Source organism: Microbacterium sp. sgz311019 (assembly GCF_056135325.1).
Map to the genome: position 1 here is coordinate 409,763 of NZ_JBWAXO010000003.1, position 13,980 is coordinate 423,742.

A 13,980-nucleotide genomic window follows, 5' to 3' on the forward strand; every position below is an offset into this window, starting at 1 on the left:
TCCGGATGCACGTCAGGCCGCAGCCCGGCGCACCAGGCCGCGAGCCTCGAGGGCGTCCACGATGCGATCCGTGATCTCGTCGAGCGTGCCGACGCCGTCGATCTCATCGACGATGCCACGCTCGCGATAGACGTCCAGGATGGGCGCCGTCTCGCGCTCGTAGATCGCCAGCCGGTTCGCGATGACCTCGGCCGTGTCGTCTGTGCGCCCCTGCTCGGCCGCGCGCAGCTCGAGCCGGGCGATGCTCTCCTCGCGCGGCACGCTGAGCTCGATGACGGACGTCAGCTGCTCGTCGCGCCCGTCCAGGAAGGAGTCGAGGTCCGACACCTGGCCGAGATTGCGCGGGTAGCCGTCGAGCAGGAAGCCGCCAGCGGCATCCGGCTGAGCCAGGCGATCGCGCACGACCTCACCGGTCAGCGCGTCCGGAACCAGGTCGCCCGCCTCGATGATCGCCTGGACTCGGCGGCCGAGCTCGGTCCCCTGCGCGATGTTCGTGCGGAAGACGTCGCCGGTCGACACCGTCGGGATGCCGAACAGCTCCGCGATGCGCGCGCCCTGCGTGCCCTTGCCCGACCCCTGGGGGCCCACGATCAGGAGCCTCGCCGGGCTGCCGGTCCGCGTCATCGGAGAAGCCCTTCGTAGTGGCGCTGCTGCAGCTGCGAGTCGATCTGCTTCACCGTCTCGAGGCCGACGCCGACCATGATGAGGATCGACGTTCCACCGAACGGGAAGTTCTGATTCGCGCTCACCGTCGCCAGGGCGATCAGCGGGATCAGCGCCACCAGACCGAGATAGATCGAGCCGGGCAGCGTGATGCGCGTCAGCACGTAGTCGAGGTACTCGGCGGTGGGCCGCCCGGCACGGATGCCGGGGATGAATCCGCCGTACTTCTTCATGTTGTCCGCGACCTCGACCGGGTTGAACGTGATGGCCACGTAGAAGTACGTGAAGCCGACGATCAGGAGGAAGTACAGCAGCCAGTAGAGCGGGTGGTCGCCCTTGGTCAGGTACTGCGTGACCCAGACCACCCACGGCTGCGCGTTCTGGCCGGCCTTGGGCTGGTTGAACTGCGCGATGAGGGCGGGGATGTAGAGCACCGAGGAGGCGAAGATGACCGGCACGACACCCGCCATGTTGACCTTGATCGGGATGTAGGTGTTGGTGCCGCCGTAGGTGCGGCGACCCACCATCCGCTTCGCGTACTGCACCGGGATGCGTCGTTGCGACTGCTCGACGAACACGATGAGCGACACGATGATGATGCCGACCAGGATGACGAGCGCGAAGACCTCGAAGCCCTTCGCCTGCCAGATGGCGATCATGGCGGCCGGGAACGACGCGGCGATCGACGTGAAGATGAGGATCGACATGCCGTTTCCGACGCCGCGCTCGGTGACGAGCTCGGCGAACCACATGATGAGGCCGGTGCCGGCGGTCATCGTCAGGATCATGAGCATCATCGCCCACCACGCGTCGTTGGTGAGGAGCTGGTCGCACGCGGGCACGCCCTGGATGCCGAAGAGCTGGCTGCCGCCCGCGCGGGCGACCGTGACGAGCGTCGTCGACTGCAGCAGCGCGAGCGCGATGGTCAGGTAGCGCGTGTACTGCGTGAGACGTGACTGGCCCGACTGGCCCTCCTTGTAGAGGGTCTCGAAGTGCGGGATGACCACGCGCAGCAGCTGGATGATGATCGTTGCCGTGATGTACGGCATGACGCCCAGCGCGAAGATCGAGAGGTGCAGCAGCGCACCGCCCGAGAAGAGGTTGACGAGCGAGAGCAGGCCGGTGGCGCCGCCACTGGCGGCGAGACACTGCTGAACGTTGCCGAAGTCGACGAAGGGCGTCGGCACGTGGGCGCCGAGGCGGTAGATGGCGATGATCGCCAGTGTGAAGCCGATCTTCCGCCGCAGGTCGGGAGTGCGGAAGACCCGCGCGATGGCGCTGAACAAGAGGATTCCTCCAGAGGGATGCCGGCGCGCACGGTGCACTGGTCAGTGCACGACGCGCAGACCACCAGCGTAACCCAGGGCGGAGGATCCCACCGCCAGGTTGTGGAGGGCTGCGGAGCGGGGCCGGAGTGACGGAAGGGGCCGGGAGGTGTCCCCCGGCCCCTGCCTGTCGATTTACTTGACGGTGCCGCCTGCGGCGACGATCTTCTGCTCGGCGGAACCCGAGACCTTGTCGACCGTCACGTTGAGCTTGACCGAGATGTCGCCGGTGCCGAGCACCTTGACCTTCTCGTTCTTGCGCACCGCACCCTTGGCGACCAGGTCGCCGACGGTGACGTCGCCACCGGACGGGTAGAGCTCGGCGAGCTTGTCGAGGTTGACCACCTGGTACTCGACGCGGAACGGGTTCTTGAACCCGCGCAGCTTCGGAGTGCGCATGTGCAGCGGCATCTGGCCGCCCTCGAAGCCGACCTTCACCTGGTAGCGGGCCTTCGTGCCCTTGGTGCCGCGGCCCGCGGTCTTGCCCTTCGAGCCCTCACCACGGCCGACGCGCGTCTTGGCGGTGTTGGCGCCGGGGACCGGACGCAGGTGGTGCACCTTCAGGACGCCGGGACGGGATGCCGGGGCATCCTTCTTCTCCGTCGCCTTGGCGGGCGCCTTCTTGGCGGCGGCCGGCTTCTTGGCGGCTGCCTTCTTGGCGGGCTTCTCGGTCGCGACGGTCTCCGCCGTCTCGTCCTTCTTGTCAGCCATTAGTCGATCTCCTCAACCTTCACGAGGTGTGCGACGGTCCGGACGTAGCCGCGCGTCTGCGCGTCGTCGGGACGGACGACCGAGTCGCCGATCCGCTTCAGACCGAGCGAACGCAGCGTGTCGCGCTGGTTCTGCTTCTCGCTCACCTTGGACTTGACCTGCGTGACCTTCAGACGCGCAGCCATCAGGCACCTACCTTCTGCTCGCGCGCAGCCGCGGCCGCCTCGGCCTCAGCGCGCACCAGGCGCGCGGGCGCAACCTGGTCGAACTCCAGACCGCGACGGGCGGCGACGGCGCGAGGCTCCTCGAGCTGCTTCAGCGCTTCGACAGTCGCGTGCACGATGTTGATCGTGTTCGACGAGCCGAGCGACTTCGACAGGACATCGTGGATGCCGGCGCACTCGAGCACCGCGCGGACGGGGCCGCCCGCGATGACACCGGTACCGGCCGCGGCCGGACGCAGCAGGACGACGCCGGCAGCGGCCTCACCCTGCACCGGGTGCGGGATGGTCGAGCCGGTGCGCGGCACGCGGAAGAAGTTCCGCTTCGCCTCTTCGACGCCCTTCGAGATCGCCAGGGGCACCTCGCGGGCCTTGCCGTAGCCGACGCCCACGACGCCGTTGCCGTCGCCCACGACGACCAGCGCCGTGAAGCTGAAGCGGCGGCCACCCTTGACGACCTTCGACACGCGGTTGATCGTCACGACGCGCTCGAGGAACTGGCTCTCGTTGCGGTCGCGCGAACCACGGTCGCGGTTGGGGTTGCGCTCGCGGCCGCCGCGACGGGGCTCTCGCTCCGCCTGCGCCTGCTCGGGCGCGGCCTGCTCGGTCGCAGTCACTTCGGTCTCCTTGATGTCACTCACAGGTTCAGCCCTCCCTCGCGGGCGCCTTCGGCGATCGCCGCGACACGGCCGGCATAGCGGTTGCCGCCGCGATCGAACACGACATCCGAGATGCCGGCGGCCTTCGCGCGCTCGGCGACGATCTCGCCGACCTTGCGCGCCTTGGCCGTCTTGTCGCCGTCGAACGAGCGGAGGTCGGCCTCGAGAGTCGAGGCCGAGGCCACCGTGTGGCCCGTGCTGTCGTCGACCAGCTGCACGAACACGTGGCGCGCGGAGCGGTTGACGACGAGACGCGGGCGCAACTCGGTGCCGACGATCTTCTTGCGAAGGCGGGCGTGACGACGCGAACGCGCGTCGGACTTCGACTTCACAGCCATGGTTACTTACCAGCCTTTCCGGCCTTGCGACGCACGACCTCGCCGGCGTAGCGCACACCCTTGCCCTTATACGGCTCGGGCTTGCGGATCTTGCGGATGTTCGCAGCCGCCTCGCCGACGGCCTGCTTCGAGATGCCGCTGACGGTGAGCTTGTTGTTGCCCTCGACCGTCAGGGTGATGCCGGCCGGCGGCTCGATCAGGACGGGGTGCGAGAAGCCGAGCGCGAACTCGACCGCCGAGCCCTTCTGGGCGACGCGGTAACCGGTGCCGACGACCTCGAGACCCTTGGTGTAGCCCTGCGTCACGCCGATGATGTCGTTGTTGATCAGGGTGCGGGTCAGACCGTGGAGCGAGCGCGACGCGCGCTCGTCGTCGGGACGGGTCACGATGACCTGGCCCTCCTCGACCTTGACCTCGATGGGGCGCGCGACGGTGAGCGACAGCTCACCCTTCGGGCCCTTGACGGAGACGCCCTGGCCGTCGACCGAGACGGTCACGCCGGCGGGGATGTCAATGGGAAGACGTCCGATACGAGACATGAATCGTCACCACACGTAGGCGAGAACTTCTCCGCCCACGCCCTTCGACTCGGCCTGACGGTCGGTGAGAAGACCGGAGGAGGTGGACAGGATGGCGACACCCAGGCCACCGAGGACCTTGGGGATCTCGGTGGACTTCGCGTAGACGCGAAGGCCGGGCTTGGAGACGCGCTTGATGCCGGCGATCGACCGCTCGCGGTTCGGGCCATACTTCAGCGCCAGCGTGAGCGTCTGTCCGACGCGGGCGTCAGACACCTCCCACGAAGCGATGTAGCCCTCCTGCTTGAGGATCTCGGCGATGTGCGTCTTGAGCTTCGAGCTCGGCAGCGACACGGAATCGTGGTGCGCCGAGTTCGCGTTGCGCAGACGGGTCAGCATGTCTGCGACCGGGTCTGTCATCGTCATGATGTATTCCTTCGTTCATGAGGTTTCGGCAGCCGTTACACGACTGACGACCTGCAATGAGATGCCATATTCAGTTGAACATGGGGATGCCTGGCGCTGTGGCCAGGCATCCCTCAATTGTGTCAGATCACGCCTGAGCGTCGTCTGCGCGGAACGGGAAGCCCAGGTGGCGCAGCAAGGCGCGGCCCTCGGCATCCGTCTTCGCCGACGTCACGATCGTGATGTCGAAGCCACGGACGCGATCGATCTTGTCCTGGTTGATCTCGTGGAACACCGACTGCTCCTGGAGACCGAAGGTGTAGTTGCCGTGTCCGTCGAACTGCTTCGCCGACAGGCCACGGAAGTCGCGGATGCGGGGCAGCGCCAGGTTGACGAGGCGATCCACGAACTCCCACGCGCGGTCGCCACGCAGGGTGACGTGCGCACCGATGGCCTGACCCTCGCGCAGCTTGAACTGGGCGATCGACTTGCGGGCCTTGGTCACGACCGGCTTCTGGCCGGTGATCTTGGTGAGGTCGTCGACCGCACCATCGATCACCTTGCTGTCACGCGCAGCCTCGCCGACACCCGTGTTCACGACAACCTTCACGAGGCCGGGGATCTGCATGACGTTCTCGTAGCCGAACTCGTCCTGCAGAGCCTTCTTGATGTCGTTGTTGTACTTCTGCTTGAGGCGGGGCTGGATCTTGCCAGCCGCCACGGCAGCGGTGGTGCTCATCAGAGGTCCTTGCCTGACTTCTTGGCGTAGCGCACGCGGACGGTGCGCTTCTTGCCGTCCTTGATCTGCTCCTCCACGCGGTGGCCCACGCGGGTCGCCTTCTTCGTCGACGGGTCGACGAGGGCGACGTTGGAGATGTGGATGGGGGCCTCGAACGTCTCGATGCCGCCCGTCTTGGTGCCGCGCTGGGTCTGTCCGACGCGGTTGTGACGGGTGGCGTAGTTGACGCCCTCGACGATCACGCGGTTCTGCTCGGCGATGACCTCGAGGACCTTGCCCTGCTTGCCGCGGTCACCGCCCTTGGCCTGCGTGCGACCCGTGATGACGACGACCAGGTCGCCCTTCTTGATGTTCGCCATGATCAGATCACCTCCGGTGCCAGCGAGACGATCTTCATGAACTTCTTGTCGCGAAGCTCACGACCGACCGGTCCGAAGATGCGGGTGCCGCGGGGCTCCCCGTCGTTCTTCAGGATGACGGCGGCGTTCTCGTCGAACTTGATGTACGAGCCGTCGGCGCGACGCGTCTGCTTGACGGTGCGCACCACGACAGCCTTGACGACATCGCCCTTTTTGACGTTGCCGCCGGGGATCGCGTCCTTGACGGTCGCGACGATGATGTCGCCCAGACCCGCGTAGCGGCGGTTGGAGCCGCCGAGCACGCGGATGGTGAGCAGCTCCTTGGCGCCGGTGTTGTCGGCGACCTTGAGCCGGGATTCAGTCTGGATCACTTCGCCTTCTCCAGGATCTCGACCAGGCGCCAGCGCTTGGTGGCGCTCAGCGGGCGGGTCTCGTTGATGAGCACGAGGTCGCCGATGCCGGCGCTGTTCGTCTCGTCGTGCGCCTTGACCTTCGACGTGCGGCGGATGACCTTCCCGTAGAGCGGGTGCTTCACGCGGTCCTCGACCTCGACGACGATCGTCTTGTCCATCTTGTCGCTGACGACGTAGCCGCGGCGGGCCTTGCGGTAGCCGCGCGCGCTCTCGTCACGGACGTCGTGCTCGGCGCTCTCGTGGCCGACGGTCTCGGCCTTCTTCTCTGCAGCGGCCATCACTCAGCCTCCTCCTGCGCGGCGGGCGCCTCGGCGTCCGCCTTCTTCGTCTTCTTCGCCTTCGCGGCCTTGGCCGGTGCCTCGATCGGCGCGGGCGTGGCACGGATGCCCAGCTCGCGCTCGCGGATCACCGTGTAGAGGCGCGCAATGTCACGCTTGACCGCACGGATGCGGCCGTGGCTCTCGAGCTGGCCGGTGGCCGACTGGAAGCGCAGGTTGAACAGCTCTTCCTTGGCCTTGCGCAGCTCCTCGACAAGGCGCGTGTCTTCGTAGGTGTCGAGCTCGCTCGGAGCGAGCTCCTTGGTGCCGATCGCCATTACGCGTCGCCCTCCTCGCGCTTGATGATGCGTGCCTTCAGGGGCAGCTTGTGAATGGCCCGGGTCAGGGCCTCACGAGCGAGCTGCTCGTTGACGCCGGCGACCTCGAAGAGGACGCGACCCGGCTTGACGTTCGCGACCCACCACTCCGGCGAGCCCTTGCCGGAACCCATGCGGGTCTCGGCGGGCTTCTTCGTGAGCGGACGGTCCGGGTAGATGTTGATCCACACCTTGCCGCCACGCTTGATGTGACGCGTCATCGCGATACGAGCGGACTCGATCTGACGGTTGGTCACGTAAGCGGACGTGAGCGCCTGGATGCCGAACTCGCCGAACGACACCTTGGTGCCGCCCGTGGCCTGGCCCGAGCGACCCGGGTGGTGCTGCTTGCGGTACTTGACCTTGCGGGGGATGAGCATTACGCCGACGCTCCTTCTGCCACGGGGGCCTCGTTGCGACGGTCGCCACGGTCACGGGGGCCACGACGGTCGCCGCGCTCACGCGCCGGCTTCTGGTTCGCCTGCTCGCGCGCGAGCTCCTTGTTCGTGAGGTCGCCCTTGTAGATCCAGACCTTCACACCGATGCGGCCGAAGGTGGTCTTCGCCTCGTAGAAGCCGTAGTCGATGTTCGCGCGCAGCGTGTGCAGCGGCACACGGCCCTCGCGGTAGAACTCCGAGCGGCTCATCTCGGCGCCGCCGAGGCGGCCGGAGACCTGGATGCGGACACCCTTGGCGCCCGCGCGCTGCGCGCCCTGCAGCCCCTTGCGCATCGCGCGGCGGAATGCCACGCGGGCGCTGAGCTGCTCGGCGACGCCCTGGGCCACCAGCTGAGCGTCGGCCTCGGGGTTCTTGACCTCGAGGATGTTCAGCTGGATCTGCTTGCCCGTGAGCTTCTCGAGGTCGGCGCGGATGCGCTCGGCCTCGGCGCCGCGGCGGCCGATCACGATGCCCGGACGGGCGGTGTGGATGTCGACGCGGACGCGGTCACGCGTGCGCTCGATCTCGATGTTGCTGACGCCGGCCCGGTCGAGCTGCGTCTGCAGGAGCTTCCGGATCTTGATGTCCTCGGCGACGTAGTCGGCGTAACGCTGGCCCGGCTTCGTCGAGTCCGAGAACCACCGCGACACGTGGTCCGTGGTGATGCCGAGGCGGAAGCCGTACGGGTTGACCTTCTGTCCCATTACTTGCTCGCCTTCTTGTTCTTGGCGCCGGCCTCGGCCAGCTCCGGCGTCGCGAGGACCACCGTGATGTGGCTCGTGCGCTTCTTGATCTGGAACGCCCGTCCCTGGGCGCGGGGCTGGAAGCGCTTGAGCGTCGTCCCCTCGTCCACGAAGGCGTTCTTCACGAAGAGGTCGCGCTCATCCAGGTACTCGCCGGCCTGGTCGGCCTTGACGCGAGCGTTCGCGATCGCCGACTCCACGAGCTTGTAGATCGGGTCGCTGGCGCTCTGCTGAGCGAACTTCAGGATGGCCAGGGCCTCCTCGGCCTGCTTGCCCTTGATCAGCGCGACGACACGACGAGCCTTCTGAGGGGTCACGCGGATGTGTCGCACGCGTGCGATGGACTCCACCATTTCTCTCTCCTCTTGCGCCCCCGCGTCAGCGGCGGCGGCCCTTCTTGTCGTCCTTCTCGTGGCCGCGGAAGGTGCGGGTGGGCGCGAACTCGCCCAGCTTGTGGCCGACCATGGTCTCGGTCACGAACACAGGGATGTGCTTGCGACCGTCGTGCACGGCGATGGTGTGACCCAGCATGGCCGGGACGATCATCGAACGGCGCGACCAGGTCTTGATGACGTTCTTGGTGCCGGCTTCGTTCTGGACGACAACCTTGCGGAGCAGGTGGTCATCGACGAAGGGGCCCTTCTTGAGGCTGCGAGGCATCTTCCTCTACTCCTACTTCCGCTTCTTGCCGGCGTTGCGACGACGGACGATGTACTTGTCGCTTTCCTTGTTCGCGTGACGGGTGCGGCCCTCGGCCTGACCCCACGGCGACACCGGGTGACGACCACCGGACGTCTTGCCCTCGCCACCACCGTGCGGGTGGTCGACCGGGTTCATCGCGACACCTCGGACAGTCGGGCGGACGCCCTTCCAGCGCTTGCGGCCGGCCTTGCCCCAGTTGATGTTCGACTGCTCGGCGTTGCCCACCTCGCCGACGGTCGCGCGGCAGCGCGCGTCGACGTTGCGGATCTCGCCCGAGGGCAGTCGAAGCTGCGCGAACGGGCCGTCCTTGGCGACGAGCCGGACAGACGCACCGGCCGAACGCGCCATCTTGGCGCCGCCACCGGGACGCAGCTCGATGGCGTGGATCACCGTACCGGTCGGGATGTTCTTCAGGGGCAGGTTGTTGCCCGGCTTGATGTCGGCCGACGGACCGGACTCGACGACGTCGCCCTGCTGCAGCTTGTTCGGCGCGATGATGTAGCGCTTCTCGCCGTCCACATAGTGCAGGAGCGCGATGCGCGCGGTGCGGTTGGGGTCGTACTCGATGTGTGCGACCTTGGCGTCGATGCCGTCCTTGTCATTGCGACGGAAGTCGATGACACGGTACTGACGCTTGTGGCCACCACCGATGTGACGCGTGGTGATGCGGCCCTGGTTGTTACGGCCACCGGTCTTCGACAGGGGGCGCAGCAGCGACTTCTCGGGCGTCGATCGTGTGATCTCGGCGAAGTCGGCGACCGACGAGCCACGACGACCCGGGGTCGTCGGCTTGTACTTGCGAATTGCCATTTCTAGTCCTCTATCCCGACCGTCAGCCGACTGCCGTGAAGATGTCGATCGTGCCCGACTTCAGCGTGACGATGGCGCGCTTGGTGTCCTTGCGCTTGCCCATGCCGAAGCGGGTGCGACGGGCCTTGCCCACGCGGTTGATCGTGTTGACGGATGCGACCTTGACGCCGAAGATCTTCTCGATCGCGAGCTTGATCTCGGTCTTGCTCGAGCGGGGGTCCACCAGGAAGGTGTACTTGCCCTCGTCGATCAGGCCGTAGCTCTTCTCGGAGACGACCGGCTTCAGGATGATGTCGCGCGGGTCCTTGTTCACGGCGGTCATGCCGAGACCTCCTCGGTGACGGCGCTCTTCGATGCGACGAACGCGTCGAACGCGGCCTTGGTGAAGACGATGTCGTCCGAGACGAGCACGTCGTAGGCGTTGAGCTGGTCGAACGAGATCACGTGGACGTAGCGGAGGTTGCGAACGCTCTTGAGCGTGATCGCATCGTCGTGCTCGATGACCACGAGGACGTTCTTGAGGGCCGTCAGCTCGGCGAGGACCGCAGCAGCGGACTTCGTCGAGGGAGCGTCGTTGATGCCGAAGCCGTCGATGACGTGCAGACGCTCACCGCGAGCGCGGTCGCTGAGCGCGCCCCGCAGGGCGGCCGCGACCATCTTCTTGGGGGTGCGCTGCGAGTAGTCGCGCGGCTTCGGGCCGTGGACGATGCCACCGCCGGTCATCTGGGGCGCGCGGATCGAGCCCTGACGCGCGTTGCCCGTGCCCTTCTGCTTGAAGGGCTTGCGGCCTGCGCCGGAGACCTCGCCACGACGCTTGGTCGAGTGCGTGCCCTGACGGGCCGCGGCCAGCTGGGCCACGACGACCTGGTGGATGAGCGGGATGTTCGTCTTGACGTCGAACAGGTCGGCGGGCAGCTCGACGGAGCCGGCCTTCTTGCCGTCTGCCTTCACGACGTCCAGAGTGGAGTCAGCCATGATCAGGCACCCTTCACTGCGTTGCGGACGTAGACGATGCGGCCGCGAGCACCGGGGACGGCGCCCTTGACGAGCAGCAGGCCCTTCTCGGCGTCGACGGCGTGCACCGTGAGGTTGAGGACGGTCACGCGCTCGCCACCCATACGGCCGGCCATGCGCATGCCCTTGAAGACACGGCTCGGGGTCGACGAGGCGCCGATCGAACCGGGCTTGCGGTGGTTGCGGTGCGCACCGTGCGAGGCAGAGACGCCCTTGAAGTTGTGGCGCTTCATGACGCCCGCGGTGCCCTTGCCCTTGCTCGTGCCGACGACGTCGACGAGCTGGCCGGCCTCGAAGGTGCCGTCCACGGTGAGCTCCTGACCCAGCGCGTAGTCGGCGGCATCCGCGGTGCGGATCTCCGTGACGTGACGGCGCGGGGTGACGCCTGCGGCGTCGAAGTGACCGGTGAGGGGCTGGTTGACCTTGCGGGGATCGATCTGGCCCGACGCGATCTGCACCGCGTTGTAGCCGTCCTTCTCCGGGGTGCGAACCTGGGTGACCACGTTCGGCGCAACCTGGATGACGGTGACGGGAACGAGCTTGCCGTTCTCGTTCCACACCTGGGTCATGCCGAGCTTGGTGCCGAGCAGGCCCTTGGAAACCTTGCTATTGATGTCAGCCATGTCGAACCTCAGAGCTTGATCTCGATGTTGACATCGGCCGGGAGGTCGAGACGCATCAGCGAGTCGACGGCCTTGGGCGTCGGGTCGATGATGTCGATCAGACGCTTGTGGGTGCGCATCTCGAAGTGCTCGCGGCTGTCCTTGTACTTGTGCGGCGACCGGATGACGACCACGACGTTCTTCTCGGTCGGAAGGGGCACGGGGCCCACGACGGTCGCGCCTGCACGGGTCACGGTGTCGACGATCTTGCGCGCGGACGAATCCAGTCCGGCGTGATCGTACGACTTCAGGCGAATGCGGATCTTCTGTCCCGCCATTGTCTGCTCTCTCTCTTCTCGCGTCTTACGTCTGCTGACGCATCGGACGCACGTCGGTGCGTTGGCGCACCGGGGCACTCTCCCGCGGTTGCGGGGATGCTGCACCGCTGTTCTGCTGTCAACCCGGCTGCCGAGGCATCCGGGCTCCCCTTTCGCCCGCACGCATGCGCGCGGTGCCGGTCGCCCGACTGAGGAAGGGGGATGTCGCTGTTCTTCCGCCTGCGGCCTAGGTCCCTGCGCATCCATCCCGATGAAGGGATGCTGCGCCGCCTATGCACTGCCCTGGCAGTGATCCGGCGCACGCTCAGCGCACCCCGGAATGTGGAACCTCACTAGTCTACGTGCCGCCCGGGCGTGTCGCAAACTCGGGCGTGTCGCGCAGGGCGGTTGCCCAGCCTGCTCCCCCGCCGCCGTCGAACAGATCGCGTGCGGCGCAGACGCACAGAAGGGGTGCTCCTTCCGGAGCACCCCTTCTGTCAGGACCGTTCAGCGCTGTTTGGCCTTCTCGGCGCTGCGGCGACGGAACGCGGCGATGACGACTCCCGCGATGCCCACTGCGAGCGCGACGACGCCGGCTGCGACCACGATGGGGCTGGCTCCGGCACCACCGGTCGACGCGAGGTCCCCGGTCACGACCAGCGGCAGGGCCTCCGCCTCCGAGGTCATGGCCGGCGCGGGTGTCTGATCCGGCGTCGGGCCTGCGGCGGGCAGCCTCGGGCTGGCGCACAAGGCTGTCGCCTTCGGGTACGTGACGGTCGTCGAGTACGTCGGGTTCACATCGAATCGCACGGTGACTCCCTGACGCGTCCAGTCGAAGTTGCCGGTGGTCTTGACGTACTCGCCGTTCTGGATCTCCCATCCCGGCCACATCTTCGGCGTGCCGTCGGAGGCGCCCGGCCAGAGGATCCGGCCCGTGAGCGGGAGCATCTTGACGACGTAGTCCACCCCACCCGGGCTCGGGTTCACAAACGTGATGGTGAGCGGAGTGGCCGGGTTCTCGGTGGGAACGAAGCCTGCCGGGAGCGCGACGTCATAGCTGAGGTAGGGCACATCGCCGATGCACTCGGACGCGATGTGGCCGATCGTCAGCGGGCAGGTGCCGACCTCCTCGTGCGTGAGGTCGCGCATCCGAGTCTCCTGCGACGTCGTGACGGTGGACTCGCCCCCGGACGGCGTGACAGTGGTCGTCTTGGTGCGGGTCTGGGTCACCGTCGTATCGCCGCAGGCCCACTGGCCGTCCTTCCACTCCGTGTACGTCACGGTCGTGGTCGGGGGTGGGGTCTCGCTGCTGCAGGACTGCTGCTCCGCCTGCGTCAGCGGCGCGTGCGTGACGACGGGCGCGCCCGTGACCGGCGTGCCGAGCACCCACTGGGCGGACTCGTCATCCCAGACCCAGTCCGTCGTCGTCGTGGTGGTGGTGATGGTCTCGTCGGCACCGCACTCGAAGCCGGTGACGACGTTCTCGGTCGACACCGGGGCCGGCTTCTCCGGGGGCGTCCCCGGCGTCTGAGGCGTCTCCGGCGTCTGAGGCGTGGAGCACGCGATCCAGTGCGACACGACAGCCTGCTGTCCGCCGTTGTTGTTCGGCGACGCGTAGGCCACTCCGACCTTCGGGTCGGCGATCACGTCGTTCCAGAGGCTGCCGGCCTTGATGATCAGCGCCACCCACTGCCGGCCCGTCGGGGCGGCCTTCAGCGTGATCGACTTGCCTGTCTCCGAAACGGTCAGATCGCCCGTGCTCGCCTCGCCCTTCACACAGGTCGCACCGGGGTTCTCGCCCTGCCAGTACTCCACGTGGTTGGTCTCCTGCGTCCACTTCTGCAGGACGCCGACCTGCCCCTCCTGGCCGGAGGGCGTCTGCGCGAGCGCACCGGCTGTCACCATCGGCGTCACGACAAGGGCCGCAGCGGTCACGGCAGCCGCAAGCGCGCTGAACGTCTTCTTCTTGATGCGTGCGTCAGGCACGACTTCCTCCCCAGATTCCGGCGCTGCTGCGCCGCTTCTCCGCGGCGCAGGATGGGCCGCGGTGTGCTGCAGCGAGTGTCGAATTCCCAGCGACACCCGCTGGCTTCTCGACCCGGGACGTCACGGGAGACGGTGGGTTCGAGAAGGATGCGCCGACCTGTTCGGGTTGGTCGGCGCGGGACGAAGAATCGTCCTCAGGAGGAGATTATCCTGACCGGCATCCCGCGTGCGAATCGACACACGCCGCCGCTCCCAAACGGGCTCTTCGGAATCAAGGGTGTAGTTGGGTTCTGAAGCCTCCGGCCTCGAGCAGGGATCTCGCGACATAGTTCGTGAGGTTCCGGAAGCCGAGCGCGGAGCCGCGGAGGTGCTCGAGCCGGCCAT

General features: G+C 67.1%; 23 protein-coding genes. All 23 read right to left on the bottom strand.

Translation table 11 applies throughout. The features are described 5' to 3' along the window. Window positions 1–12: 12 nt before the first annotated feature. On the bottom strand, window positions 13–624 hold the full coding sequence (locus AC0NZN_RS07215; RefSeq protein WP_474591593.1) for an adenylate kinase: 612 nt from the start codon (window positions 622–624) through the stop codon (window positions 13–15). After that, window positions 621–1,949 (bottom strand): preprotein translocase subunit SecY, encoded by a 1,329-nt coding sequence (gene secY / locus AC0NZN_RS07220; RefSeq protein ID WP_474591594.1) that lies wholly within the window; start codon window positions 1,947–1,949, stop codon window positions 621–623. Before secY ends, AC0NZN_RS07215 begins: the two co-directional genes overlap by 4 nt. A 174-nt stretch (window positions 1,950–2,123) precedes the next feature. Next, window positions 2,124–2,699: a 50S ribosomal protein L15 gene (gene rplO, locus AC0NZN_RS07225; protein ID WP_474591595.1), complete on the bottom strand. Its 576-nt coding sequence runs from the start codon at window positions 2,697–2,699 to the stop codon at window positions 2,124–2,126. Continuing rightward, window positions 2,699–2,884, bottom strand: a complete 186-nt coding sequence (gene rpmD / locus AC0NZN_RS07230; protein ID WP_018171461.1) for a 50S ribosomal protein L30 — start codon at window positions 2,882–2,884, stop codon at window positions 2,699–2,701. Before rpmD ends, rplO begins: the two co-directional genes overlap by 1 nt. Beyond that, window positions 2,884–3,537, bottom strand: a complete 654-nt coding sequence (gene rpsE / locus AC0NZN_RS07235) for a 30S ribosomal protein S5 (RefSeq protein WP_474591596.1) — start codon at window positions 3,535–3,537, stop codon at window positions 2,884–2,886. Before rpsE ends, rpmD begins: the two co-directional genes overlap by 1 nt. A gap of 20 nt (window positions 3,538–3,557) precedes the next feature. Continuing rightward, on the bottom strand, window positions 3,558–3,917 hold the full coding sequence (rplR, locus tag AC0NZN_RS07240; protein ID WP_474591597.1) for a 50S ribosomal protein L18: 360 nt from the start codon (window positions 3,915–3,917) through the stop codon (window positions 3,558–3,560). A gap of 2 nt (window positions 3,918–3,919) precedes the next feature. Then, window positions 3,920–4,456, bottom strand: coding sequence for a 50S ribosomal protein L6 (gene rplF / locus AC0NZN_RS07245; RefSeq protein WP_474591598.1), 537 nt, complete (start codon window positions 4,454–4,456; stop codon window positions 3,920–3,922). A gap of 6 nt (window positions 4,457–4,462) precedes the next feature. Continuing rightward, a complete protein-coding gene (rpsH, locus tag AC0NZN_RS07250; RefSeq protein ID WP_474591599.1) occupies window positions 4,463–4,861 on the bottom strand; it encodes a 30S ribosomal protein S8 in 399 nt (132 codons plus the stop codon). A 127-nt stretch (window positions 4,862–4,988) separates the two neighbouring features. Continuing rightward, window positions 4,989–5,579, bottom strand: a complete 591-nt coding sequence (rplE, locus tag AC0NZN_RS07255) for a 50S ribosomal protein L5 (RefSeq protein ID WP_474591600.1) — start codon at window positions 5,577–5,579, stop codon at window positions 4,989–4,991. Beyond that, window positions 5,579–5,938, bottom strand: coding sequence for a 50S ribosomal protein L24 (gene rplX, locus AC0NZN_RS07260; protein ID WP_474591601.1), 360 nt, complete (start codon window positions 5,936–5,938; stop codon window positions 5,579–5,581). The genes rplE and rplX overlap by 1 nt, the downstream gene beginning before the upstream one ends. Before the next feature lie 2 nt (window positions 5,939–5,940). Continuing rightward, the gene (gene rplN / locus AC0NZN_RS07265; protein ID WP_018171454.1) at window positions 5,941–6,309 is read right to left on the bottom strand and encodes a 50S ribosomal protein L14; all 369 of its coding nucleotides are present in this window, start codon (window positions 6,307–6,309) and stop codon (window positions 5,941–5,943) included. Further along, window positions 6,306–6,629 (bottom strand): 30S ribosomal protein S17, encoded by a 324-nt coding sequence (gene rpsQ / locus AC0NZN_RS07270; protein ID WP_474591602.1) that lies wholly within the window; start codon window positions 6,627–6,629, stop codon window positions 6,306–6,308. The genes rplN and rpsQ overlap by 4 nt, the downstream gene beginning before the upstream one ends. Continuing rightward, window positions 6,629–6,946, bottom strand: coding sequence for a 50S ribosomal protein L29 (rpmC, locus tag AC0NZN_RS07275; protein WP_474591603.1), 318 nt, complete (start codon window positions 6,944–6,946; stop codon window positions 6,629–6,631). Before rpmC ends, rpsQ begins: the two co-directional genes overlap by 1 nt. Further along, a complete protein-coding gene (rplP, locus tag AC0NZN_RS07280) occupies window positions 6,946–7,365 on the bottom strand; it encodes a 50S ribosomal protein L16 (protein ID WP_320943259.1) in 420 nt (139 codons plus the stop codon). The genes rpmC and rplP overlap by 1 nt, the downstream gene beginning before the upstream one ends. Next, entirely contained in the window at window positions 7,365–8,126 is a 762-nt protein-coding gene (rpsC, locus tag AC0NZN_RS07285) for a 30S ribosomal protein S3 (protein WP_474591604.1), read from the bottom strand. The genes rplP and rpsC overlap by 1 nt, the downstream gene beginning before the upstream one ends. Further along, window positions 8,126–8,518, bottom strand: coding sequence for a 50S ribosomal protein L22 (gene rplV, locus AC0NZN_RS07290; protein ID WP_474591605.1), 393 nt, complete (start codon window positions 8,516–8,518; stop codon window positions 8,126–8,128). Before rplV ends, rpsC begins: the two co-directional genes overlap by 1 nt. A 25-nt stretch (window positions 8,519–8,543) precedes the next feature. Further along, a complete protein-coding gene (gene rpsS / locus AC0NZN_RS07295) occupies window positions 8,544–8,825 on the bottom strand; it encodes a 30S ribosomal protein S19 (RefSeq protein ID WP_320943256.1) in 282 nt (93 codons plus the stop codon). A 12-nt stretch (window positions 8,826–8,837) separates the two neighbouring features. Next, window positions 8,838–9,677, bottom strand: coding sequence for a 50S ribosomal protein L2 (gene rplB, locus AC0NZN_RS07300; RefSeq protein ID WP_474591606.1), 840 nt, complete (start codon window positions 9,675–9,677; stop codon window positions 8,838–8,840). 22 nt (window positions 9,678–9,699) lie between these two features. Beyond that, window positions 9,700–9,999, bottom strand: coding sequence for a 50S ribosomal protein L23 (rplW, locus tag AC0NZN_RS07305; protein WP_474591607.1), 300 nt, complete (start codon window positions 9,997–9,999; stop codon window positions 9,700–9,702). Then, window positions 9,996–10,652: a 50S ribosomal protein L4 gene (gene rplD, locus AC0NZN_RS07310; protein WP_474591608.1), complete on the bottom strand. Its 657-nt coding sequence runs from the start codon at window positions 10,650–10,652 to the stop codon at window positions 9,996–9,998. Before rplD ends, rplW begins: the two co-directional genes overlap by 4 nt. Window positions 10,653–10,654: 2 nt before the next feature. Continuing rightward, complete coding sequence (gene rplC, locus AC0NZN_RS07315; RefSeq protein ID WP_320943252.1) at window positions 10,655–11,314, bottom strand: 50S ribosomal protein L3; 660 nt, start codon at window positions 11,312–11,314, stop codon at window positions 10,655–10,657. An 8-nt stretch (window positions 11,315–11,322) separates the two neighbouring features. Then, window positions 11,323–11,631 carry a 30S ribosomal protein S10 gene (rpsJ, locus tag AC0NZN_RS07320; RefSeq protein ID WP_045246810.1) on the bottom strand — a complete coding sequence of 103 codons (309 nt, stop codon included), beginning with the start codon at window positions 11,629–11,631 and terminating at the stop codon, window positions 11,323–11,325. Between the two features lie 486 nt (window positions 11,632–12,117). After that, window positions 12,118–13,596 carry a hypothetical protein gene (locus tag AC0NZN_RS07325; RefSeq protein WP_474591609.1) on the bottom strand — a complete coding sequence of 493 codons (1,479 nt, stop codon included), beginning with the start codon at window positions 13,594–13,596 and terminating at the stop codon, window positions 12,118–12,120. Window positions 13,597–13,980 lie beyond the last annotated feature (384 nt).